The organism is Nitrospira sp. Nam80 (assembly GCF_965152575.1).
Genome location: NZ_OZ224216.1, coordinates 4,464,489 through 4,487,674 on the forward strand (window position 1 = coordinate 4,464,489; position 23,186 = coordinate 4,487,674).

The 23,186-nt window shown below is 58.0% G+C and carries 21 protein-coding genes, 2 tRNA genes and 1 other RNA gene; 15 read left to right on the forward strand and 9 right to left on the reverse strand.

Annotated features, from left to right (window positions below; all coding sequences use genetic code 11):
* Positions 1-369: 369 nt before the first annotated feature.
* The 4 genes from ACWGXE_RS20915 to ACWGXE_RS20930 all read right to left on the reverse strand — a co-directional run bounded on the left by ACWGXE_RS20915 (position 370) and on the right by ACWGXE_RS20930 (position 5,913).
* Entirely contained in the window at positions 370-2,067 is a 1,698-nt protein-coding gene (locus ACWGXE_RS20915; protein ID WP_447600072.1) for an OmpA family protein, read from the reverse strand.
* Positions 2,068-2,310: 243 nt separating this feature from the next.
* Positions 2,311-2,736, reverse strand: a complete 426-nt coding sequence (mscL, locus tag ACWGXE_RS20920; RefSeq protein ID WP_447600073.1) for a large conductance mechanosensitive channel protein MscL — start codon at positions 2,734-2,736, stop codon at positions 2,311-2,313.
* 259 nt (positions 2,737-2,995) lie between these two features.
* On the reverse strand, positions 2,996-3,796 hold the full coding sequence (locus ACWGXE_RS20925; RefSeq protein WP_447600074.1) for a mechanosensitive ion channel family protein: 801 nt from the start codon (positions 3,794-3,796) through the stop codon (positions 2,996-2,998).
* Positions 3,797-3,810: 14 nt separating this feature from the next.
* Positions 3,811-5,913: an AsmA family protein gene (locus ACWGXE_RS20930; RefSeq protein WP_447600075.1), complete on the reverse strand. Its 2,103-nt coding sequence runs from the start codon at positions 5,911-5,913 to the stop codon at positions 3,811-3,813.
* A 141-nt stretch (positions 5,914-6,054) separates the two neighbouring features.
* Between ACWGXE_RS20930 and ACWGXE_RS20935 the strand changes: the two genes are divergently transcribed.
* The 6 genes from ACWGXE_RS20935 to dksA all read left to right on the forward strand — a co-directional run bounded on the left by ACWGXE_RS20935 (position 6,055) and on the right by dksA (position 9,889).
* A tRNA-Ser gene (locus ACWGXE_RS20935) sits at positions 6,055-6,144 on the forward strand.
* Between the two features lie 111 nt (positions 6,145-6,255).
* An RNA gene (gene ffs, locus ACWGXE_RS20940) (signal recognition particle sRNA small type) lies at positions 6,256-6,355 on the forward strand.
* 110 nt (positions 6,356-6,465) lie between these two features.
* Positions 6,466-8,361 (forward strand): DNA polymerase III subunit gamma/tau, encoded by a 1,896-nt coding sequence (gene dnaX, locus ACWGXE_RS20945; protein ID WP_447600076.1) that lies wholly within the window; start codon positions 6,466-6,468, stop codon positions 8,359-8,361.
* Positions 8,358-8,681: a YbaB/EbfC family nucleoid-associated protein gene (locus tag ACWGXE_RS20950; protein ID WP_447600077.1), complete on the forward strand. Its 324-nt coding sequence runs from the start codon at positions 8,358-8,360 to the stop codon at positions 8,679-8,681. The genes dnaX and ACWGXE_RS20950 overlap by 4 nt, the downstream gene beginning before the upstream one ends.
* Positions 8,682-8,723: 42 nt before the next feature.
* A complete protein-coding gene (gene recR / locus ACWGXE_RS20955) occupies positions 8,724-9,326 on the forward strand; it encodes a recombination mediator RecR (RefSeq protein ID WP_447600078.1) in 603 nt (200 codons plus the stop codon).
* A 119-nt stretch (positions 9,327-9,445) separates the two neighbouring features.
* The gene (dksA, locus tag ACWGXE_RS20960; RefSeq protein ID WP_447600079.1) at positions 9,446-9,889 is read left to right on the forward strand and encodes an RNA polymerase-binding protein DksA; all 444 of its coding nucleotides are present in this window, start codon (positions 9,446-9,448) and stop codon (positions 9,887-9,889) included.
* Between the two features lie 44 nt (positions 9,890-9,933).
* Here dksA and ACWGXE_RS20965 read toward each other — a convergent pair whose 3' ends face one another.
* From ACWGXE_RS20965 to ACWGXE_RS20975, 3 genes are all read right to left on the reverse strand, one after another.
* Positions 9,934-11,076, reverse strand: coding sequence for a tetratricopeptide repeat protein (locus tag ACWGXE_RS20965; RefSeq protein WP_447600080.1), 1,143 nt, complete (start codon positions 11,074-11,076; stop codon positions 9,934-9,936).
* Positions 11,077-11,216: 140 nt separating this feature from the next.
* Positions 11,217-11,549, reverse strand: a complete 333-nt coding sequence (locus ACWGXE_RS20970) for a hypothetical protein (protein WP_447600081.1) — start codon at positions 11,547-11,549, stop codon at positions 11,217-11,219.
* 154 nt (positions 11,550-11,703) lie between these two features.
* Positions 11,704-11,778 (reverse strand) — tRNA-Val (locus ACWGXE_RS20975).
* A 131-nt stretch (positions 11,779-11,909) separates the two neighbouring features.
* Here ACWGXE_RS20975 and trmFO point away from each other — a divergent pair.
* The 8 genes from trmFO (at position 11,910) to ACWGXE_RS21015 (ending at position 18,913) form a co-directional block, all read left to right on the forward strand.
* A complete protein-coding gene (gene trmFO, locus ACWGXE_RS20980) occupies positions 11,910-13,226 on the forward strand; it encodes a methylenetetrahydrofolate--tRNA-(uracil(54)-C(5))-methyltransferase (FADH(2)-oxidizing) TrmFO (RefSeq protein WP_447600082.1) in 1,317 nt (438 codons plus the stop codon).
* Positions 13,199-14,149: a tyrosine recombinase XerC gene (locus ACWGXE_RS20985; RefSeq protein WP_447600083.1), complete on the forward strand. Its 951-nt coding sequence runs from the start codon at positions 13,199-13,201 to the stop codon at positions 14,147-14,149. Before trmFO ends, ACWGXE_RS20985 begins: the two co-directional genes overlap by 28 nt.
* Positions 14,146-14,694 (forward strand): ATP-dependent protease subunit HslV, encoded by a 549-nt coding sequence (gene hslV, locus ACWGXE_RS20990; protein WP_447600084.1) that lies wholly within the window; start codon positions 14,146-14,148, stop codon positions 14,692-14,694. The genes ACWGXE_RS20985 and hslV overlap by 4 nt, the downstream gene beginning before the upstream one ends.
* On the forward strand, positions 14,691-16,094 hold the full coding sequence (hslU, locus tag ACWGXE_RS20995) for an ATP-dependent protease ATPase subunit HslU (RefSeq protein ID WP_447600085.1): 1,404 nt from the start codon (positions 14,691-14,693) through the stop codon (positions 16,092-16,094). Before hslV ends, hslU begins: the two co-directional genes overlap by 4 nt.
* A 39-nt stretch (positions 16,095-16,133) precedes the next feature.
* Entirely contained in the window at positions 16,134-17,030 is an 897-nt protein-coding gene (argB, locus tag ACWGXE_RS21000; RefSeq protein ID WP_447600086.1) for an acetylglutamate kinase, read from the forward strand.
* Positions 17,031-17,044: 14 nt separating this feature from the next.
* Positions 17,045-17,905 carry a M28 family peptidase gene (locus ACWGXE_RS21005; protein WP_447600087.1) on the forward strand — a complete coding sequence of 287 codons (861 nt, stop codon included), beginning with the start codon at positions 17,045-17,047 and terminating at the stop codon, positions 17,903-17,905.
* A 105-nt stretch (positions 17,906-18,010) separates the two neighbouring features.
* On the forward strand, positions 18,011-18,166 hold the full coding sequence (locus tag ACWGXE_RS21010) for a hypothetical protein (RefSeq protein ID WP_447600088.1): 156 nt from the start codon (positions 18,011-18,013) through the stop codon (positions 18,164-18,166).
* Between the two features lie 57 nt (positions 18,167-18,223).
* Positions 18,224-18,913, forward strand: a complete 690-nt coding sequence (locus ACWGXE_RS21015) for a hypothetical protein (RefSeq protein WP_447600089.1) — start codon at positions 18,224-18,226, stop codon at positions 18,911-18,913.
* Positions 18,914-19,428: 515 nt separating this feature from the next.
* Here ACWGXE_RS21015 and ACWGXE_RS21020 read toward each other — a convergent pair.
* The gene (locus tag ACWGXE_RS21020) at positions 19,429-19,968 is read right to left on the reverse strand and encodes a gamma carbonic anhydrase family protein (RefSeq protein ID WP_447600090.1); all 540 of its coding nucleotides are present in this window, start codon (positions 19,966-19,968) and stop codon (positions 19,429-19,431) included.
* A gap of 134 nt (positions 19,969-20,102) precedes the next feature.
* Between ACWGXE_RS21020 and rimO the strand changes: the two genes are divergently transcribed.
* On the forward strand, positions 20,103-21,548 hold the full coding sequence (gene rimO, locus ACWGXE_RS21025) for a 30S ribosomal protein S12 methylthiotransferase RimO (RefSeq protein ID WP_447600091.1): 1,446 nt from the start codon (positions 20,103-20,105) through the stop codon (positions 21,546-21,548).
* Between the two features lie 39 nt (positions 21,549-21,587).
* On the opposite strand, the gene ACWGXE_RS21030 is transcribed toward rimO, so the two are convergent.
* Entirely contained in the window at positions 21,588-23,078 is a 1,491-nt protein-coding gene (locus ACWGXE_RS21030; protein WP_447600092.1) for a DegQ family serine endoprotease, read from the reverse strand.
* Positions 23,079-23,186 lie beyond the last annotated feature (108 nt).

Here is a 23,186-nt window from a genome sequence, read left to right on the forward strand (position 1 = left end):
GTGTGAATAACTCATCACGAAGCCATTCGGCGCCAGTCTCATCTGCGAGGCCATAGATCGCCGGCACGGTACTCATTCGAGACCGATGGGTATTGCACAGCGAGGTCACAATACATCCACAGCCTTTCCACACTTTTCACCTTCTCCACTGACGTTGCTTCCTCCCAGCTGCTCTTCGATTTCTGATCACATCTACGAGAAAGTTGCCCAATGCCCATAACACCCCGGGACAGATCCGTCACGGGTCTGTCATTCTCACTTGAGCATCCTCCAAAAATCAAACGCTTAGCCGCCTGGCGAAATGCCGCGGTGCGGGCACTGAATTGCCTTTTTTTCTATGGTCCAGTACTGACCGAAGGCGGCCTCGAGTTATCGAACCTCATGCCGGGCTGGTGCCGAGAGTGCGGCCATGCTCGGCCCATTTGTGGCGGACTTTGTCGTTATGGTACGCGCGCGAGTGGAAAATTGTGTGACAACAATCTCGATACGACGGTTCTTCTGCCGGCCGGCTTCGGTCGTGTTGCTCGCCAGCGGCTTCTTGTCGGCCAATCCGATTGCTCTGATATGCTCTGGTGGTGTACCGCCGCTGATCAAAGCTTTTCGAGCACTATCCGCTCTCGCCCATGAAAGGGCTCTGTTATTGGGAAAGGTCTTTCTCAGTTCTTTGCTGATCACTTGATTGTCGGTGTGGCCGGTTACTTGAATTGCCCTATTGGATCCCTGCCCGATAATCTGTCCGATCCGCTGCAGCACGACTGTCCCATCGGGCTTCAGGTTTACATCCTCGGAAGCAAACAGCAATGAAGAGGACAATGAAACCGACAATTGATTACCCTCCTGTTTCAGCGTAACGGTCCCCCTCGCCATATCGTCCTGTAAGGCTCGCAAAAGCTCGTCTTTGGTCTGGCTCAATTTGGCGTGCGGCTGGTCGCCTGATTTGGAGGGCGCCGGATGATCAGGAGCGGGTTTGCTGCCGGCGACTGAGCCGCCGGTCGACTTCGGAATCGGCATCCTGTTGAATGCCGCTACCTGATTGCCGGAGCTGATTTCCTTCGGGGAGCCTATCTGGCGGAGCAGCGCGTCCCTCTCGGTGACGAGTGATCGGAGGGCTTCCATTTCCTGATTCTTTGCCGCCAATTGTCGTTCAAGTTGGGAAGCGCGCTGCTTCATCTGGGTCAGATCCATGTTGACCGCGGCGAGCTGACCGATCACTCTGTCTCGGTCGCCGCTGCTTCGCTTCAAAATCTGTAGTTGTTGCTCGCTGTCGGTCGCTTGCTGTTCAAGGAGCACGATGCGCTGCCGGGCCAGTTTGAGATCGTTCGCGTAGCCCGCCGATTCCATCGACAAACGCTGCTTCTCACTCGCATTCGCCCGAAGATCCTGGTCCTTTTGCGCCGATTGCTTCTCGATGCTGGCCAGGCGTTCCTTTGTATGGTTCAGCGTGACGGTCGCGGTTTGCAATTGGGCAGCCAAGCTACCCCGTTCTGCGGCGGCGCTTCGAAGTGTCCGGAGTTCCGTGTCCCGCTGTACGAGGGTAGATTCCAGCTCGGCGATGCGGCGTTTGGCCGCCTCCAGTTCACTGGCCGTGACGGCGAGACCTCGAAGGGCGGCCAGTTCCTGTTCCCTTTTCGTGAGCTGTTGATCGAGCGTGCCCAGACGCTGTTTAACTTGAATGAGTTCCGCGGCTGCCGCATCACGCTGCGCGGCCACCGTGGCGTGCTCGGCCGACGCTTTTCGCAGGTCGCGCAACTCCGCCTCTTTGATCGTGAGGAGTTCATCGTAGGATTTCCCGATGGGCTTGCCTTCTCGGTCCGCCAGCTTGCTTTCCAACTCCCGAATCCGTTCATGGAACTCACTCAATGTGGCGAGCAACTGTTGCCGCTCCTGTTGGAGCGTCAGGAGTTGTCGCGCATCGGCGCTCGATGGTTGAGCATTCTGGACAGAAGCGGCGGGCTGGCCGCCTGGGTCGCCCGTGGACCCGTTCTCATGAGGGGCACGGGAAGTGAGCATAGCGCAGCCGACCGCGGCGGCTCCAAGCAGAAGAATCAGGAACGGGTTGGTTTTCATATGCCCTCCCTCGATGCGGCGAGAGTGCTTGCATGAGATACGGATGGGGGATACGTAGACAAAACGCGAACCAAGCAGGCGAGATACAACCGACGCAACCTTCGCGCTTAACGCGGTCCAAGTGATCGGCGTCCTCCGCTCGCCTTACGGAATATTCACGAGGCTAGACTAATCTCTTCGGCTCCAAGATGCAACTTGCGCCCATCCATCCCGTCCTTCTCATTACATGACGTAAGGCAGTTATCATGGCCGCTGGTTTTTAAGAATGTCGCGGATTTCGGTCAGGAGCACCTCTTCTTTCGGTGGCGGCGGCGGAGGTCCCGGGGGCGGCTGCGTCCGGAAGCGATTGACCTGCTTCACGACCATAAAAATGACAAAGGCGAGAATGACGAAATCGAGCACGGTCTGCAGGAACACTCCGTAATTGATCGTCGGGGAGCCGGCTGCCTTGGCGGCGGCGAGCGACTTTCCGGCGGCCTCTTGGGACAAGGGAATGAAGAGGCTGGAGAAGTCGACACGGCCCATGAGCAGGCCGATGGGCGGCATCAGGACATCACTGACAAGGGATGAAACGATCTTGCCGAATGCTCCCCCGATGATCACGCCGACTGCCATATCCAGCACGTTGCCCTTCATCGCAAATTCTTTGAATTCGCTCACCATGCTCATAGGCGCTCCTCCTTTGGTGGCTAGAATGCCGACCGAACGGCTTCACTTCATTGCTTCCGGCTCGTGGCAACACCATATCCGAGCGTGATCAAGTACAGATTATCCGTGTCGGAGACGCCGGGAGGGGTTATCGCGAACGGTCCACCGATCCGACGATATTGCATACAAGCCCCGCCTCAAAAAGTGCTACTCATATAGAAGAGACTGCGTACGAAAGCAATACAAAGGGGGCATGACCTCTCGCAGCGTCGAGGGGTGGTCAGACCGGGTTCAGCAGGCGAACGTCATGCTGGGGAAACGGGATCGAAATATCGTCCTGTCGAAACCGTTCCAGAATGGCTTGATTCAATTCGGCCCGAGTCGATTCGAAGTGAGGAACCTGGACCCATGGTTTGATCGAGACGGTCACGGCCGAATCGGCGAAGCCGGTGACGCCGATAAGCGGCTCCGGCTCCCTGAGCACGTGGGGATGGCGGCCCAGGAGATCACGGACCGTCCCCAACGTCTTCGTAATGTCCGTATCGTATGACACGCCGACCGAGAGGTCGAGCTGGCGGATGCTGCCGAAATTGTGCAGGATCTCTCCGACGATTTTGCGGTTTGGAATGACAATACGCGACCGGTCGGGATGCATGAGCGTCGTCGTGAAAATATCAATCTTCACCACGTCGCCGTGAACCCCCAAAATGCCAATATGTTCGCCGACACGATAGGGCTTGGTAAAAATGATCGATAAGCCGGCGACGACGTTGCTGAGTACGCCCTGAAGAGCCAACCCCACTCCGAGCCCCGCGACACCGAGGCCGGCAATCAATGGGGCGATTTGAAAACCCAATTGATCCAGCGCGACCAGAAGCGCGAAGGCGATCACCACCAATTTGACCACGCGGACCAAGAGCAGCTTGATCGGAGGTTCCAGGTCATGGCGATCGAGCCATTGTTGCGTGAACGCGCCCACCCAACGCGCGAGGAATGCCCCGATCGCGAGGATAACGACCGCGCCCAGTACCTGAAATCCATACCGGACCACATATCCGAGTATGAGATTGGGCAATGACATTACTTCCTCCACGATTATCTCCCCAGCAGATCTTTCAGCAGACTCTTGCCCTGTTTCCGGAGATCCTCCGGTGTGGTGTTGCCCTGCAGCAAGTCGTTCACGGTCTCTCTGACCTTCTGCTTCGCTTGTTCTTGAGCCTTTCCCGCGAACATCTTTGTGTCCAGGGCATATGACGGAGCCTGGACGGTGCCGGTCACGATGAGCGGCAGGGACAGGCGCCCGCCGGATAGAGCCACCTTCGCGATCGGGGATGCGGCCGCAATGCGCTGGCTTAATGACTGGGAAAGATTCATATTCACACGCAAGGATACCGTCTGGTCGAATCCCACCGTTCCTTTGCCGGTGGCCTGAAAGTCATGACTGTCCATGAGCAGGCGTTGGACGGTGATGAAACCTTGGTTCACAGTGAAGTCACTGCTTATGGTAGAGAAGACCGTCGCTTTCACCCCCTCTGCGGAGAGGCCGGCCACCTTCAGCAATGAAGCTACTTCCTGCATGAGATTGACACCTTCGAGTTTTCCATCCTTGACGGCGAGAGTCCCGGCTCCCTCGAGTGTTTTGGTGAGATCGGCCTTGGTGGTTCCCCGGCCTCCGATCGTAAGCGTGGTCGCGGCCGTTCCACTGACGGACACAGCAGCAAGTCCGGCCGCATTGGCCAACGGACGTAGCTGCAGACCTTCAGCGGTCAGCGTCGCATGGAAAGGAGGCGCGCCCGAGCCGAGTCCCGCGCTCGCGTGCCCTTTGACCGATCCATTGAATATCTCGAACACCAAATTATTCAAGCGGACGTCCTGACCCCGCATCTCCGCCGTCGCATGGAGCCCTGTGATTTGAACAGGATTTTTCAGCGGGAGGACGATCGGCAGGTCGGCGGTGTTGAGCCCCTTTGAAACCAGGCTTGCCTTAGCGGTTCCGGCGGCGAGCGTCCCCTGCACATCGGCGGTCGAATTTCCCATCACCGCAATCAAGCCGAAATCCGTGACATCCGCCAACTCCAATAAGCGGGTTCCCTCTTTCGGCGGATAGGGCGCCCGCGCGCTCATGTGAAAGTTCTTGATGTCCATCGGCTTAGCCAGCGGCAGCGCAAGAGGCAGATCGCCCGAGTTGATATTGGATGAGGCGGCAGTGATGTGCGCCACGCCTCGCGCCGCCGTGCCTTTTATGTTCACGACGGACTGTCCCATCGTGAGCGCCAATCCAAGGTCCTTGACCTCGGTGGTATCCAAGAGAGAGGCAGTTGAGGCCGGTCCATAATCCGTGCGAGCGGTGAGGTGGAAGTTTTTGATCTGAACGGGTTTGGTTAGAGGCAGGCCGACCGGAATATCCGCCGTATCAATGAGAGAAGAGCTGACGGTGATGTCCAGGCTGCCTCCGGCCGAGCCGCCTTTCACCGAGATCGGAGTTCTTCCAAGATCGAGAGCAAAGTCAAAATGCTTGAGGTCTAATGTCTCCGTCAGCGGCCCGAATGTCCCGTCTAGTTTGACCGGCAGGTTGTATGGCTGGACGGCAGCTGTGGCATGCAGCTGAGCCGTATCGCCGAGATGGACCGAGGTCAGAAGAAATTCGAGATCATGGACCGCATATTCGACGGGAACCGGTTTGGTTTCGTCCCGATACGTCAGCTTGCCGCCGTCGATGGAAATTTTATCCACAGCCAGAAGGGCGAGCGCGCGTAACGGACCTCCTGTCGGTTCGCCGGGCGGCGCTTCCGGTTTGGGTGCGGTGGGTACTTGCGCGCCAAGAGTCGACACATTCAGGACGCCCGCCTTATTTTTAAAGACCACAATCAGAGGATCGCGTAAGGTGATGTCCTCGACTTCCACCCGCCCGCCGAGCAACGGCCAGAGCTTGACGCCGACATCCAATGAGGAGAGGGAAGCAAAGGGACCGGAGCGGAACGAGGGATCGTCCTGAACGGTGAATCCGGCAATCCTGGCTCCAATCCGAGGCCAGACCGTGAGCCGAATATCCTGGAGAACGACCTTGCGGTTCAACGCATCTTCTATCAGAGGGCGATAGCGATCTTGGTACTTATTGAGATCGACTAAAAAGGGGAGCGAGATACCGACGCCGAGGAGGAGCAGAACGATGATCGCGATGCCGAAGAACACTTTCATAAGCGCATCTTGTACTATGCAGTATAGGTAGAGGATTGAAGAGGGTCAATGCCGGCCTGCTTTTCCGCTCGTGCGTCCCTTGCCTTGCCGCCTATGGGGTCGCGTGATAAGATGCTGCCCTTTAGCAAATTCGCATGGTGCGGAGAGGTGCGAGAGTGGACGAATCGGCGTGCCTGGAGAGCACGTGAACTGGCAACGGTTCCGTGGGTTCGAATCCCACCCTCTCCGCCAGCAAAGCGGGTTCTGAGTTAGGAGTGCTGAGTTTTGAGTTGAAAGTACCGTGCAGACGGGTGCTCCGTCCTCATCTTGAGGTCATGCTGTTCTGGTTATCAGCAGTATAGGGGCCGGGCCCTGTGCAACAGAATCCTGTGAACCCCGCCAGGTCCGGAAGGAAGCAACGGTAAACGGTCAATTCTGTGTGCCGCAGGATCACCTGGCCCCGCTATACCCGAAGCGGGAATGATGAATGAGGAATTATGAATGTTGAATTAATGGAGCTTGAGAAATTCCTCATTTCTCATTCCTAATTCATCATTGGGAGCACTGCGACCCGTGGATTATCAAGTTTCCGCCAGAAAATACCGCCCGGGGACGTTCGATGAGGTGATCGGCCAACCTCATGTGGTGCAGACCCTCGTCAACGCGATCTCATCAAAGCGCGTGGCCCATGCCTTCCTCTTTTCCGGCACGCGCGGGGTGGGAAAAACAACCGTCGCACGCATCTTGGCGAAGTCTCTGAACTGCGAGCAGGGCCCTACCGGAAATCCCTGCAATACCTGCGCAAGCTGCCGCGAAATCACCCAAGGAAGCTCGGTTGATGTGATTGAGATCGACGGCGCATCGAACACCAGCGTGGATGATGTGCGGGAAATCCGCGAGAACGTGAAGTTCACTCCCTTCCGCGGGCAGTATCGCGTGTACATTATCGATGAAGTCCATATGCTGTCCAATTCTGCGTTCAATGCGTTGCTGAAGACGCTGGAAGAGCCGCCGGCTCATGTCATTTTCATTTTTGCAACGACGGAGATTCATAAAATCCCCGCGACCATTCTCTCGCGTTGCCAGCACTACAATTTCCGGCGCATCTCGAAAGCGGAAATCGCCGCCCGCTTGAGGTTGGTGGCCGAGCGTGACCACCTGCAGATCGAAGACCGCAGCTTGCTGGCCTTAGCTCGCGCGAGCGAGGGCAGCATGAGGGATGGATTGAGCCTGCTGGATCAAGTGGTCGCCTTCGGAGGTTCCTCCGTGAACCACGCGGATCTGGAAACCCTGCTGGGAGCGGTCCCCCAGGAATTGGTCCATGCGATGGCCGATGCCGTGCTGGGACAACACAGCGCCAAAGCACTCCATACGATCCGGGAGGTTCTCGATCAAGGACATGATATTCGAACGTACTGCGCCGACGTGGTGGAGTATGTCAGAAACCTACTGGTCGCCGCGGTCGTGCCGTCGCAGGACGAGGTCAAGGGACTGATCGAAGCTGCCGAAGAGGATATCCGCCGGCTCAAGGCCGAGGCTGCCCGAGTCGCGCCTGATCAGCTGCAGGAAGTCCTGCGCATTTTCACCCAAGCGGAAGATGCGGTCCGAAGCAGCGCCCATCCCCGGTATGTGCTGGAAGCGGCGGCGGTCCGCGCAACCCGGCTGACTGCGGCAAGAGAGCCGGCGACAGCCGACACGCCGGCGACCAAATCCCGCACGGAGGACCATCGGCGAACTGCCGCCGATCCGCGCAAACAAGAACGAACCGCGCCTTCCCCGCCCATCACAGGCACCGCACGGCCGGTAGACAGTCGAGGTTCAAATGACAAGCGCCCCGGTCAGACCGCTTCCAACAGCGATGTCTTAACCGAAAAGCCGACCAGCGCGCGGTCCTCGGGCCCGCCGGCAATTGAGACCGCCGAGGCCGGCCCTTCGAGTAGTACCCGTAACAAGCCGGCGCCTGAAGACCGGCAGGCATCAACGGCCAGGACCTCTGTGGAATCGTCTCGGTCTGATGCCGATCGCCCCGCTGCTCCATCCGCCGTACCCGCTCCGCTTGATTGGCAGACGTTTCAAGAGGCGGTCTCGTCGGAATATCCGAACATTGCGCCATTCCTTGAGATGGGGCGATTTCTCGGCATCGAAGGTCACAAAGTGCTCATTGGATTTGCGAAGCAGGGCACGGTTGGACGGGCCATGCTGGAGAAGCCGGATAACATTCACGCGCTGGCCTCGTTGGGTGAAAGGCTCGTGGGGCGTCCCCTGCAGATTCGTATTATCGAAGTGCCCGAAGGAGAGAGCTCCGGACCGACGATGAGAGAATTGCGCGCCGCCAAAGAAGCGGAGGAGCGCATGATGTTATTTCAGCAAGCGCGCGCCCATCCACTGGTCAAGCAGGCGCTTGAACTGTTCGGGGGAGAACTGGCTGAAGTCTCTCCCAAGTCCCTGCCACAGGAGGTCCAGGAATGAAGAATCCATTTGGAAACATGTCGAATATTATGAAACAGGCGCAGGCCATGCAGGAGCAGATGGCCAAAGTCCAAGAACAAGCCTCGGCAAAAACCGTATCGGGTACGGCCGGCGGCGGGATCGTGACCGTGACGGCCAACGGCGCCATGCAAATTGTCAGTGTGGCGCTCGATCCGGAAGTGGTGAAATCCGGCGATGTCGAAATGCTGCAGGATTTGGTCGTTGCCGCCTCGAATGACGCCCTTCGCAAGGCGCATGAGATGATGGCGGAAGAAATGAAGGCGGTCACCGGAGGACTAAAGATTCCAGGGCTGTTCTGATATCGCCGATGAGCGGGAACGTGCGGAGATGAGAAAACCGAGGTGAGTATCGATCAACAGGGGCTGCTCGCCCAATTGGTGCGGGAACTCGTCCGGTTGCCGGGGATCGGCCGGAAAAGCGCGCAACGGTTGGCGTTTCATCTTTTGAAAGCCGAGCGCGAGGACGCGCTTCGATTATCGGACGCCATTCGAGCGGTCAAGGACGGAGTCTCCTTTTGCATTGAATGCCGGAACATTGCGGAAGGCGAGCTGTGTGAATTTTGTCGTGATCCCAAACGTGACCGGTCCAAAATTCTCGTGGTGGAAGAACCCAGTCCTCTCTATGCGATTGAGCGAGCCGGCGGCTATCGAGGGCTGTATCACGTATTGCTTGGGGTGCTGTCCCCGTTGGATGGGGTGGGACCTTCGGATATCCGCGCCGATGAGCTGATCGATCGCGTGAAGCAGGGTGGGGTGACGGAAGTCATTCTTGCCACGAACCCGACGATCGAAGGAGAAGCGACGGCCATTTACCTGACCAAAATGCTGAAGCCGTTACAGGTCCGGGTATCGCGAATCGCCTATGGGATTCCGGTCGGAATGGATATCGAGTATGCCGATGAGGTGACATTGGTCAAATCGATTGAAGGCCGGCGGGATCTGTAAGCAGACCGGCGTTGCGCATGCGATAGAGTTGTGCACACGACGGTGAAATGCCTGCAGCCGGCATTGACCGCGGAACTTTCCGGCTGCTATATTCTCGATTCCTGGGAGGCGCTTCACAGATGAAGATAGGCCAGCCAGCCTCGCGACGCTCCTCACGTTCTCAGCCCAAAAAGCCCCGTAGCCATGATGCTATTGCCGCCTCCAGCGGTAACGGTGAAAAGTACGCGGACATTCAGCTTGACCTTGAGCGCCAGCGTGCGGCCATCCTGCAGGAAGTGGAAGATGTCCTGACGAACCGAAAGGGAATGGAGAGCTTTCCCGACGTCAGCGACCAGGCCTCCGCTGAGACCGATCAAAATTTCTCGCTTCGGATCAGGGAGCGAGAGCAAAAGCTGCTGAAGAAAATCGACGAGGCGTTGGGTCGCCTGGCGAGCCATACGTATGGAATCTGCGAAAGCTGCGGAAATGAGATTCCTTATAAACGGCTGAAGGCCAGGCCCGTGACGACCTTGTGCATCGAGTGCAAGACCAGCCAAGAAGAACAAGAAAAATCCCGCCGGTAAGGTTCGCTTCCCGACCTGACATCCCGAATGCTACGTTGCCGCTGCTATCGTTTGAGGTCTTTCACCCGTTCTTTGGCGAGCAGAATACGATCGGCCTCTTCGGGTATACCGTCCACCAGCGCGATATAAGTTTCGTATTCCGTGATGGCGCGCTTGCGATCGGTCGCTTCAAACAGCTGCGCCAAGTTGTAGCGCGCGATGGCATAATTGGGTCGAACCGACACAGCCTTTTCGAAAGACGCCATCGCGTTACGTTTGTCGCCCAACGTCTTGTAGACCGTACCTAGATTGTTCAAGACTTCAGGGCTGTTCGGTCGAATGGAAAGGGATTGGAGGAGTTCGGCCTTCGCTTTGTCGGTTTCTCCCTTCGCGTCTAACGCCATTCCTAACCGATGGTGCAGTTCCGCCTGCCAGACCTTGTTGGAAAACCCGCTGGCCCCGGCTTTCTGGTAGGCATCAAGCGCGATGGCATCGTTCCGGGTGCCGCAGTACGAGAGCTGGGCGGTTTGTCCCCGCGCAAACTGTTGGAGCGAGACAAAAGGCTCTTTATCTTCGGCGCCCTGACTGTCCAAACGGTGCTCTGCCGATGCATTGCGCGGCCCTCTCAGTCGATCCAGAAAATCCTTCCGGTACGGCGAGAACAACTGGACATACGGATCGATAGTAAAGGAGGCTTCGAGGAGAAACGGAGCATCCAAGTTTCCCAGCACCAGGTACTGAGTGGTCGATTTTTCATCTCCAGTCTGGTAGAGCGTACTGGCCTCCATGTTCGCGCGATCGGCAAGTTTCGCGACGGTCAGGTAAAACTCCAGGGCGGGTTTCAGTTGCGACAGGGTATGACGGAGAGTCCGGTAGGGGGCCAAGTCGAGCCCTGCGGGGAATACGAACAGCGCGCCCACCAGCGTGCCGTCCTCGTCAAAAAAATACGATTCATCGCCTTTGAGAGAACTCTGTGTCGCGGGCAGGCGGAATTCTTCTCCGGTCCCCCAGGGACGTCGTTCAAAAGTCAGTGATGGATGGCGTTTTAGAAACGGCTCCTGCTGGTCGCATAGTTTGGTCGATCGCAACAGGTCCAAGTCGCTTTCGGAAGGCGGAAGCTCAGGCCTTGGGGGCGGTGCTTGGCATGCGCCGGCAAAGGCCAGCAGCGCCAGCATCGCAATCAGACGGGTATAAAAGGAATGGCGCATCTATCGGCCGGAAGCGAGTAATAGACACGGTAGGATACACTAAACGGCCGGGCGAAGTCGAAGTTACGAGCCCAGTGGAGCGGAAACAGAAAGGGCCCGCTACCCGACGCAGCGAGCCCCTCGATCTCTTTATAACCGGATCAACGTCGTTGGGAATCGACCATCGCATCTTCCGCTGTATACCCGAACACGTACGGCATGGTAGAAGCAAGGCCGCGCAGCGGGCGGTTAACCGTGTAATCCACCAGCTGTCCCACCGGGTAAAGCAGGAAACCGAGCCATCGACGAGGTTCGTCATTCATAGGCGCGGCGGCTTTGGGGTCGGTATAAACGAGAGACGTGGCATCCATCACGCTGTAGATACTCATGGGCGCGGCATAATCCTGCTCGATTACGGCGCCCTGACGGGTACTTGAACAACCCGTGAGGAGTAGAACCACCACGATCAGTGATGACCAGGCTAAGCCACGCATACGCGCCTCTCTTTCGTTTGATCCTTTTAGACGAGACAGAAATCTCACATGGAAAGTCTAGCTGAGGGAGTCCATTCTGTCCAGTATCGGCCGACTCCGGCGGGCGAAGAAACTGAATGCTACGTGAAGCGGGGGAAACCCTGTAGAAACAGGATGGTGGGCGATACTGGTATCGAACCAGTGGCCTCTTCCGTGTGAAGGAAGCGCTCTCCCCCTGAGCTAATCGCCCCCAGCGAACGGAGTGTAGCACGGGCTCTTGAAACGGATCAACCGAGGAGGGTGGTGGCGCCATTTCCTTGACATCTTGAAAAAGCGATTCTTACAATCACTTCTTTCCTTTTGAGCGTGAGGTTTCTAGCTATGCGACCGGATATTGTCATCGTCGGAGGCGGGCTGGCAGGAAGTGAAGCGGCCTGGCAGGCAGCCAATCGAGGAGCCAAGGTGACGCTCTATGAAATGCGTCCCAAGGAAACGACCAAGGCCCATAAGACGGGGTACCTGGCAGAGCTCGTCTGTTCCAATAGCCTCGGTTCGGCGGATGTACTCAACGCGCCGGGCATTCTGAAAGAAGAGATGCGGCGTCTTGGGTCATTAGTCATCCGTGTGGCCGACGGGACTCGCGTTCCGGCCGGCTCCGCCTTGGCCGTCGACCGGGAGCAGTTCGCGGCGCGAGTGACGCAGGAATTGGAAGGACATCCCAACATCAAGATTTTGCGGGAAGAGGTGACGGACATTCCTGCCGACGCGATTACGATTATCGCCACCGGTCCACTAACCTCGGACAAGCTCTCGGCTGCCATCGCCCAATTGACGCATGAAAAGCACTTGTATTTCTTTGACGCCATTTCACCGATCGTGGATGCCGATTCCATCAATATGGACGTGGCGTTCCGGGCATCGCGGTACGGAAAGGGCGGCGATGACTATTTGAATTGTCCGATGGACGAGCCGGCCTATCAGGCATTCTATGAAGCCATGGTGACGGCGGAGAAAGTGCAACCGAAGGAATTCGAAAAGATCGCCTATTTTGAAAGTTGTATTCCCATTGAAGTCATGGCAGAACGAGGACGGCAAACTATGCAATTCGGCCCTCTCAAGCCGGTGGGACTGAGCGATCCCCGGACCGGAACGCGTCCTTACGCCGTTGTCCAATTGCGCGCCGAAAATGTCCATCGCTCCTGTTACAACCTGGTCGGGTTTCAGACGAAATTGACCTACCCCGAGCAGCGCCGCGTCTTTCGTATGATCCCCGGCTTGGAACAGGCGGAGTTTCTCCGATACGGGAGCCTTCACCGGAACACGTTTATCAATTCGCCCCAGCTGTTGCGCAGTACGTTGCAGCTCAAGAGCCGAGGCACAGTGTTCTTTGCCGGTCAGCTGCTCGGCGTGGAAGGCTATACGGAATCAGCGGCGATGGGTGGCCTCGCCGGCATCAACGCAGCGCGGGGCCTCGCCGGCCTGCCGCTCGTGACACCTGTGCCCACGACGGCTCATGGTTGCCTGATCTCGCATATTTCATCCAGCGATCCACGGTATTTCCAGCCGATGAACACCAATTTCGGGCTGTTCCCACCGCTGCCGACGCGCGTCCGCGACAAAGAACAGAAACGGCGGCTCTACCAGGAGCGCGCCCTCAAGGATTTCGACGCATGGATGACGCGATCGGCGCTTTCATGACATTCCTGGAAGTGCAGCAGGATGCGTCTCCGGAGACGATGCGGAGTTATCGATCGGATCTGCGGCAGTTTCGGAATTTTGTCGGGAAACGCGCGCATGGACAAGAACCGGATACGATTGCGCCGGACGCATCGCTGATACGGGAATATCTCGCGTGGCTGGCCGGCGCTGGGGAGAAGAGCAGCTCGCTCGCAAGGAAGCTCGCCGCATTGCGGAGCTTCTATCGGTTTCTGGTGCGTACTGGCAGAGCCTCGTACAACCCGGCTCAAGACGTTCGCACGCCCAGGTTGCCGCGCTACCTCCCTCGTGTCCTCTCGAAGGATGACGCCAACGCGCTCATGGAATTTCCGGAGGGTGTAAGCGTGTCGGCGTTACGAGATCGGGCCATTCTGGAGGTCCTGTACTCGACGGGCGCTCGCGTCAGTGAACTGGTGGCGCTCGATGCGGGGGACGTGGTGCCGGCGGAAGGAGTAGTCCGCCTCAGGGGAAAGGGCCGCAAGGAACGCATCGTTCCGATCGGAGCGGTTGCACTCGATGCAATCGGAGCGTACCATGCGCGGCGGTCTGCGATCCGGCGTGACTCGCCCGTGATGAAATCGTCGGATCAGGCAGTCTTTACGAACTCCGCGGGGCGGCGTCTTACGACAAGGACGGTGGCGAGGATCGTCGCCAAATATTCGCGCCGGCTTCCCGGCGGGGCGGTGAGTCCTCATGCGTTGCGCCATTCATTTGCCACGCATCTACTTGATGAAGGGGCCGATCTGCGCGCGATCCAGGAAATGCTGGGTCATGCATCATTGAATACTACGCAAAAATATACGCATCTGGCGGCTGACCAATTGCTGGCGGTTTACGATCAGGCCCATCCGCGCGCCGCCGGTGAGGCGGGCCGCAAACGGGGAATCGGGAAGATCAAGCCATGATGATTCGATCCACGACGGTCCTTTGCGTGAGGCGAGGCGACCGCGTCGCCATGGGTAGCGACGGGCAAGTCACGGTCGGCACGACGGTGATGAAACGGAACGCCAAGAAGGTGCGCCGCCTCCATGGAAATCGGGTCCTGGCCGGGTTTGCCGGCGCGACCGCCGATGCCTTCACCCTGTTCGAAAAGTTCGAGGCCAAGCTGGAGCAGTACCGCGGGAATCTCACGAGGGCGGCGGTGGAACTCGCCAAAGATTGGAGAACCGACCGCGTGTTGCGGAGGCTGGAAGCCTTGCTCTCGGTGGCGGATGAGCACAACTCCCTGCTAATTTCCGGCACGGGCGACGTGGTGGAACCGGAAGATGGCATCCTGGCCATCGGGTCCGGCGGCCCTTATGCGCTGGCGGCCGCACGGGCGTTGCTGGCCCATTCCACATTGGACGCCAAACTGATTGTCCAGGAAGCTCTATCGATCGCGGGCACTATTGATATTTACACCAACGACCACATCATCATCGAAGAATTGCCGCAAGGAATCGCCTCATGAGCATGGAACCGTCCGCGCCTCTGTTGAATGTAAACAGCCTGACTCCACGGCAAATCGTGGAAGAGCTCGACCGCTACGTCATCGGACAGCGCGAAGCGAAGCGCATGGTCGCGATCGCGTTGCGCAATCGCTGGCGGCGGCAACAATTGCCCGCCGATCTGCGGGACGAGGTGATGCCCAAGAACATCATCATGATCGGTCCGACGGGAGTCGGGAAAACCGAGATCGCCCGGCGTCTGGCCCGGTTGGCGGAAGCGCCGTTCATCAAGGTGGAGGCCTCAAAATTCACCGAGGTCGGATACGTCGGGCGGGATGTGGAGTCCATCATTCGTGACTTGACCGAGTTGGCGGTGAACATGGTCAAGGCGAAACATTTGGAGGAGGTCCAGCAAAAGGCCGAACATCTGGGAGAAGATCGCCTGCTCGATCTGCTGTTACCGCCATCAGGTCCCAGGACCACCGCCGGATTTACCGACGGTTCGAACGAATCCGCTGAAAGCTCGCCTGCGGGCGAATCCCAGGAAGCGACCAGATCAAAACTCCGGCTCCAGTTGCGGCAGGGCAAGTTGGATCACCGATCGGTGGAACTCGAGGTCAAGGAGCGCAATCTGCCCGTCGGCGTCATTTCCAATGTGGGCGGTCTCGAGGATATCGAGAGCAACCTGCGCGACATGCTCGGGGGATTATTTCAAGGTAAGAAAAAACGCCGGATGATGAAGGTGCCCGACGCCCTCAAGCAACTGACGCAGGAAGAGGCACAAAAACTTATCGACATGGATGAGGTGATCCGAGAAGCCATCGCCAAGGTTGAGCAGACCGGCATCGTGTTTCTGGATGAAATCGACAAAATCGCCGGTCGCGAACGAACCATGGGACCGGATGTGTCCCGGGAAGGCGTCCAGCGGGATCTGCTGCCGATCGTCGAAGGCTCGACCGTGACGACCAAGCATGGGCCGGTGCATACGGATCATATTCTATTCATTGCCGCTGGGGCGTTCCACGTCGCCAAACCATCCGACCTGATCCCGGAATTGCAGGGCCGGTTCCCGATTCGAGTAGAATTGGCGCCGCTCACCAAGGACGATTTTATCAGGATCCTGACGGAGCCTAAGGGTGCGCTCACGCGCCAGTACCATGCGTTGCTCGATACCGAGGGTATCAGCCTGGAGTTCCGGGCGGACGGGTTGGATGCGATCGCCGCCACGGCGGTGCAGGTCAACGAACGAACCGAAAACATCGGGGCGCGCCGGCTCTTCACAATCATGGAGCGATTGCTGGAGCAGATCTCGTTTGAAGGACCGGAATTGCCGGAAAAGAAGGTCGTGATCGATGCCCAGTATGTGGATCAGCGGCTCAAGGACATTGTCAAGGACCAGGATTTGAGCCGGTATATTCTCTAGCTTCGCCATCCGCTGTGGTTTCTCGCCGGGAGAACAGGCATGAACAAGCTGATTAAGAAGGCCAATGTCCTCATCGAGGCGCTGCCCTACATCCGCACCTTCCGCGGCAAAACGATCGTGATCAAGTACGGCGGCAATGCCATGACGGAAACGTCGCTGAAGGAACGATTCGCGCAGGATATTGTGCTGCTTAAGTATGTCGGCTTGAATCCGGTGATCATTCATGGCGGCGGGCCCCAGATCGACAAGATGTTGAATCGACTCGGCATCCAGGCCAAGTTTCGCCACGGGGTCCGAGTGACCGATGAAGCGACCATGGAAATCGTGGAAATGGTGCTGGCGGGTCAGATCAACATGGAGATTACCGACTTGATCAACCGGCACGGGGGCAAGGCCGTCGGATTGAGCGGCAAAGACGGCGGATTGATCAGAAGCAAGCCGTTGACGGCCAAGGCCTGGGCCCAGAGTTTAGAGAAGGACCTCGGCGCTGAGGACGGAGAAGAGGATTTCGGACTCGTGGGCGACATCGAATCGGTCGATCCCAGCCTGTTACGCAATCTGCAAGAAGACCATTACATCCCGATCATTGCGCCGATCGGGACCGATTACGAAGGGAATACGTACAACATCAATGCCGATCTGGTCGCCGGAGCGGTGGCGGCGGCGCTGCGTTCCGAGAAGCTATTGATGCTGACGGATGTGAAAGGCATCCGCGACGCCAATAATCGGCATCTCTCGACCGTGTCACGCAAAGACGTCCAGCGGATGGTCAAGAAAGGCGTGATCGGCGAAGGCATGCTACCCAAAGTACACGCCTGCCTCGATGCCTTGGAAGGAGGTGTTAGCAAGGCGCATATTATTGACGGCCGGGTGCCCCATGCCGTGCTGCTCGAAATTTTTACCCACAAGGGCATCGGAACGGAAATCGTCGCCTAGTCCTCATAGCCGCTGTGTCAGATCTCGAGAACCGTCTGACAGCTCATCTGCAAGCGCTCATCGGCGAACGGCATCCTTATTCTGCTCGCAACCACCTCCTTCAAGTTCAAACCTATCTGAGCGAGCAGTTCCATAAGACGGGCGCGGCCGTTAAGCTGCATTCATTCCATGCGCTCGGCGGAATCTACCACAATGTCGTGGCCACCGCGGCGGCCAGTGAGCAGGCGCCGGCGCTCATCGTCGCGGCCCATTTCGATACGGTGGAGCAGTCACCCGGCGCCGATGACGATGCCAGCGGACTCGCGGTGCTCTTGGAGGTGGCCCCGCTGGTCCAAACAATGGACTTGGCTCGGCCGGTCCGGTTCATCGCGTTCAATTTGGAGGAAGAGAACCTGTTGGGCAGTTCAGCCTACGCAACCGAACTTCGAACGTCAGGCCAAGAAATTCTTGGCGCGATTGTATTGGAATGCGTCGGGTATGCGCGGAGGGAGCCGGGCTCGCAACGAAGCCCGCCGCATGTGCCGATCCAAGTTCCGTCGGTCGGCGACTTCCTGGCGGTGGTGGGCAATGAGAAGTCTCAACATCTTGTAGCGTCACTGACGGAAGCCGGGAACCGAGCTATCCCGGCTCTCAAGCTGATACCGCTTGTGGTGCCGGGGCGGGGAGAGCAATTGCCTGATACAAGGCGTAGCGACCACGCGGCCTTCTGGGATCAGGGTTATCCCGCCGTCATGCTGACCGACACGGCGAACTTCCGGAATCCGCACTATCATCGGCCGACCGATACCATCGACACGTTGAATCTCGATTTCCTGGCGAACGTCACGAACGCCGTCGCAGCCGCCGTCAAGGAACTCGCCGGCCGGCCTACGTAGCGTTCACGGCCGAAGTTCGCTAGACTGACCGCCAGGAAGCTAGTGAAATGCTTGCCGGTGGTGAAGCAAGCGCCGAAGTCGCCATCCAGGCTGCGGAGGTGACGAATGAAAACCCTGGAAGAATTGATCAAAGAACCGCCGCCCCACCTTCGTCGCGTTGAAGTCCACGCGATCGATTTCCCTTCAATAACGATGGCGAAGGTTCAACTCGGTGATTACGAACGGGTGGCAGAGCGATTACGAGAGATAGATAGGCACTGACCGTGGTCTCTTCATTGGCTCTCCCCAAAACGAGATCTGACCGGTAACTGTTTCCTAATGCCACATCGCTTAAAGCTGGAAACGCGCCGTGCAATTGCCGACATTTTCCGCCGGTTGGACTACGCCGCGCTGGGACCGGTCTATTGCGACGAGGGTGGCGATGAGTTTTGGAAGGCGAAGCGGGGGCTATGTCGGAGGCGAGGCGGTACGATAGCGGCTGCGCTACGGAAGAAGCTGACCCTTGGAGGACGCAGTCTCTACGTCGGCGCCGGCGTGCCGGAGATCCCGCCGCTGATCACGGAACTCATGGAATCGAAGCGGACAGTTGATGCCTACAATCTTAGGGGAAAAGAAGTCTCGGTGTTAAACCGAGCCTGTAGCACGATGGGATTGCGGTTCGAGCGAGGCGATGCGGGACATGCGCGGGGCCGATATGATCATCTCTGGATCGTCAGCGTATTGAATGATCCAGAACGATTTCCCGATCTCGCGGCCTTATCCTATGGACGAGCGACACCGCTGACATTCAATTCCAAACGGTTTGAGGCAGAACGCCGGATTGTAAGGCAGCTCGTGAACCGATGTCTGAGAATATTACGCCGGCCCGGCTGGGTCACGACGACTACCGAGGAGGTGCAGTGGATCGCTGAGTGGTGCCACCGCCGCGCAATTCCATATGCCGTCGAGGAGAAGCAGTATCCCACCGCCACCGTCGGCGATCCCGTCTGCTTCGTCCGAGTAGGATAATAGCTTGAACCTTTCGCGCAGAGAAGTTGAGATGCCGACTTCGCCGGAGGAACGGGGTACCCATCGAGGTCTTGCTGTGAAAGAAAGCCGGATCTAACCACGGAACTGTGGTCGCTTTGCGACCATAGCCACGGGAATTCCGGAAGGGCGTACGATGCGATGAATAAAGAGTATCACGTTTGTGCGCGCCGCCGAGTCGTCGAGATACCGTGATGATTGTCAAGTGGTGTGTGGTCATTGGAGGACTCCGTGCGCGGCAGGGTTGACCACAAAGGGCCGGCGGACAGCCTTCTCACCTCCGAGGACGGAGCCTCGCGGCGGCCATGACGGCGCCCCTCTCCCGGCATCCGTCGAGCAACTAAGATGTTCGAGGACCTATCATACAAGGCGGCAGGAATTCCGCACGGCAAGACCCGGAAGGGTCGTTCCGAGAGGTGGGAGGCATCGAACTTCTCTGCGCGAGACACAGACGCAAAGTTTTCGATTATGACGATGACTGATCGACGTCCAAAACATCAGACCCAGAAGCCGGGGCGGGGCTTCTCCGGCCCATTCATATACTGCCTGGCATAGTTCACGTAGTTCTGCGCCGATTCCTTGATCCAGGCCAATTCTTTTTCGCTGACGGGGCGCTTCACTTTGGCCGGTGAGCCGAGCACCAAGCTCTTCGGCGGCACGATGGTTCCTTCCGTCACCAGGGCGCCGGCTCCCACGACCGAGTCTTCACCGATAACCACGCCATCCATGATAATGGCGCCCATTCCAACCAGGACCCGATCCTGAATCGTACAGCCATGCAAGACCACATGGTGGCCGATGGTGACCTCCGATCCGATCACGAGCGGGTGCGTGTCGTGGGTGACATGCAACATGCAGAGATCTTGAACGTTGGTGCGGTTACCAATACGGATATAATTCACGTCGCCGCGAATGACGGCATGGAACCAGGCGCTGCAGTCCTCGCCCATGACCACATCGCCGATGACGACGGCGGTTTCTTCAATGAAACAGGAAGCAGGAACGGTCGGTTTGATGCCTTGGAAGGTGCGGATCACGACAAGAACTCAGAAAGTAAAAAGACAAAAGCAAAAAGTCGAATGTCGTCGAACTGTAAGTGAATCGCTCGATCGAATCAAGGGCCCGGACCGCAATTGACACCCTTTTCAGCCCTCTCGTACACTGATGAATTATGTCCAATCGTTTGATCACGCCGCGTCCGGCGTCCGGCCGGCAAAAGACCAAGATCGGCTTCGTGAACCTCGGCTGTTCCAAGAACCAGGTCGATTCCGAGGTCATGCTCGGAGTTCTGGTGGCCGCGGGATTCGAGCTGACCGGTGAATCGAAGGACGCCGAAGTCGTCATTATCAATACCTGCGGGTTCATCGAAGAGGCCAAACAGGAATCGATCAACAGCATCATCGAGCACGGCCGCCTCAAGAAGCGGGGGGCCTGCCGAGTGCTCATTGCCGCGGGCTGTCTGGCCCAGCGCTATCAAGGAGAGCTGTTGGCTGAGCTTCCCGAACTCGACGGGGTGGTGGGTACGGGGGAATTCGGAAAAATCGCTGACATCACCCGATCGCTCCTCAAGTCCTCGAAGCCGGAACAGCGGACCTTCATCAGCCCCCCGCCTTATTTGTACGATGAATTGGCACCGCGTATCCGTCTCGGATCATCGCACAGCGCTTACATCAAGATTGCCGAAGGATGCAACCGCACCTGCTCATTCTGTGCGATTCCGATCATGCGCGGAAAGCAGCGCAGCCGTCCGATTGCATCCATTGTCGCCGAAGCGAAACGGCTCGTCGATGAAGGGGCGAAGGAGCTCAATCTGATTTCTCAGGATACGATCAACTATGGCGTGGATCTGGGTATACGGCAGGGCTTGACGTCCTTGTTGCGAGAGCTGGTGAAGATCAAAGGACTCAACTGGATCAGGCCGTTTTACCTCTATCCCCAACAGGTCACCGATGAGTTGCTGGACCTCTATGCCGGTGAGGCGTCCATCACGAAATACATCGATATGCCGCTCCAGCATATCAACGACGGGATGCTCAAACGCATGCGCCGGATCGGCGATCGTTCGACCCTTACCGCGCTCGTGGAGCGCGTCAGGCGGCGGATTCCCGGAGTGATCTTTCGCACTGCCTTCATTGTCGGCTATCCCGGTGAAACGGACGAAGCGTTCGAAGAGTTGCGAGCGTTCGTGGAGGACACCGAGTTCGATCGGGTAGCGGCATTCCTCTATTCGGATGAAGAGGGCACGGCCGCCGTCGATCATGACGGAAAGGTCGCGCGGAGGGTCATGGAAGAGCGCCGGAACGACTTGCTTGCGGTTCAGGATGGGATTGCGGCGGCAAAAGGCCGCGACTTCATCGGCCGGACACTCGAAGTGCTGATCGACGGCCGGTCGGATGAGAGCGAAGATTTACTGGAGGCCCGGCACGAGGGGTTGGCGCCGGAAATCGATGGTGTGGTCCTTCTGTCGAAAGATGCCGGACGGCCCGGCGAGTTTATGAAGGTCACAGTCAGCGATGCCGTCGGGTATGATCTTGTGGCAATCGGAAAACAACGTTCAGGAACGACACTCAATCCTTCCCTCCTGCATCCGTCGAAAACCAGCCGGGGCTACCGCTGACTAGCAGCGGTAGCCCCGTCCTAATTGCCGTACGGGTTCTTACACCTTGGCGCTCAAAAACAGAGATGCGCCGCGCCGATTGATCAGCATCAGCACATTTTCTCCCTTCTTGAGCGATGACGCGGCCTTTTCGTAGTCCTGCACGGACTTGACCGGCTTGCGATTGATCTCGCGGATCACATCGCCGGGCATCAAACCGGCTCGGTCCGCACCGCTGTCCGGCTCCACGCCGGTCACCACGACTCCTTGCACCTTGCCTTTGAGTCCCAGTTCCTGCGCGGTGTCGCGATCGAGGTCCTGCACAGCCAGACCGGCGAGGCCATAGTCGCCCTCTTCGCCGCCTGCTTTCGCGACCTGTGTCGGTTCCGGCAATTCGCTGATTTTCGCCGTCAGTTCCTTCTCATGGCCATCGCGCAAGACCTTGATCGTGGCCTTCGCGTCGATGGGCGTCTTCATCACCAACCGCTGCAACGCCGCCGCGTCTTCGATCGGCGATCCGTCGTAGCCGATGATGACATCACCCTGCTTGATACCGGCCTTGTCGGCCGGGCTGTCTTCCTTGACATCACTGACCAGGGCGCCTTTGGAATCCTTCAAGCCAAACGACTTGGTGAGATCCTGATTCAAATCCTGGATGCCGATCCCCAAATAGCCGCGCACGACCTTGCCGTGTTTGATCAGGCTTTCGAACACCGGTTTGCTCATGCTGGTAGGGACGGCAAAACCGACGCCTTGATAGCCGCCCGTCTGCGAGAAGATCGCCGTGTTGATGCCGACCAACTCCCCTTTGGTGTTCACGAGGGCGCCGCCCGAGTTGCCGGGATTGATCGCGGCATCGGTTTGAATGAAATCCTCATACTGCGTGATCCCCATGCGGCCTCGTCCCAACGCGCTCACAATCCCAAGCGTCACGGTGCTGTTGAGACCGAAGGGATTGCCGACCGCTAGGACGTACTCGCCGACCTGGAGCTTGGATGCGTCACCCCAGGGAATCGTGGGGAGATTGTCTCCGTCGATTTTCACGACCGCTAAGTCGGTTTTGGGATCGGCCCCGACGACCTTGCCTTTGAATTCACGTTTGTCCGGCAACGTGACCGTGAGCTCTTTCGCGCCGTCCACCACATGATTATTCGTCAAAATATAGCCATCCTTCGTCACGATGACGCCCGAGCCCATCCCGCTGCGTTGATGTTCACGCGGCATCTTCGGCCCACGATGCTTGCGGGGCCCGAAGGGATCGCCCGGCATGCCGAAGAATTCCTCCATCCGGTCCCGGAAGTTCGGGGCGTCGGAGACCGTTTCGGCCGCGGCGGTCGTAATATTGACGACAGCCGGTGTGACGGATTTCGCGACGGCGGTAAAGCCCTCTGCCGCCGCCGGCGCTAGCGACTGGACGCCGGTGGAACTTGCTTGTGCGGTCTCGCTCGATGCATGAGATGCCGGAAATGAGACCTGTCCTGAAATCAGAGCCAGGCTCAAGAGCGCCATGCCGGCCAGTCCTCCTGTTGTGTACTGGACCACTCGCTTCATAATCCCTCCATCTGATGGTTTAAGGAATAGGGGCCAAGATCGGCCGTTCCATCGGCCGACACAGGTGTACCCTAGCAACCGGCGATGAGAGAGAGATTAGGTGAAAAT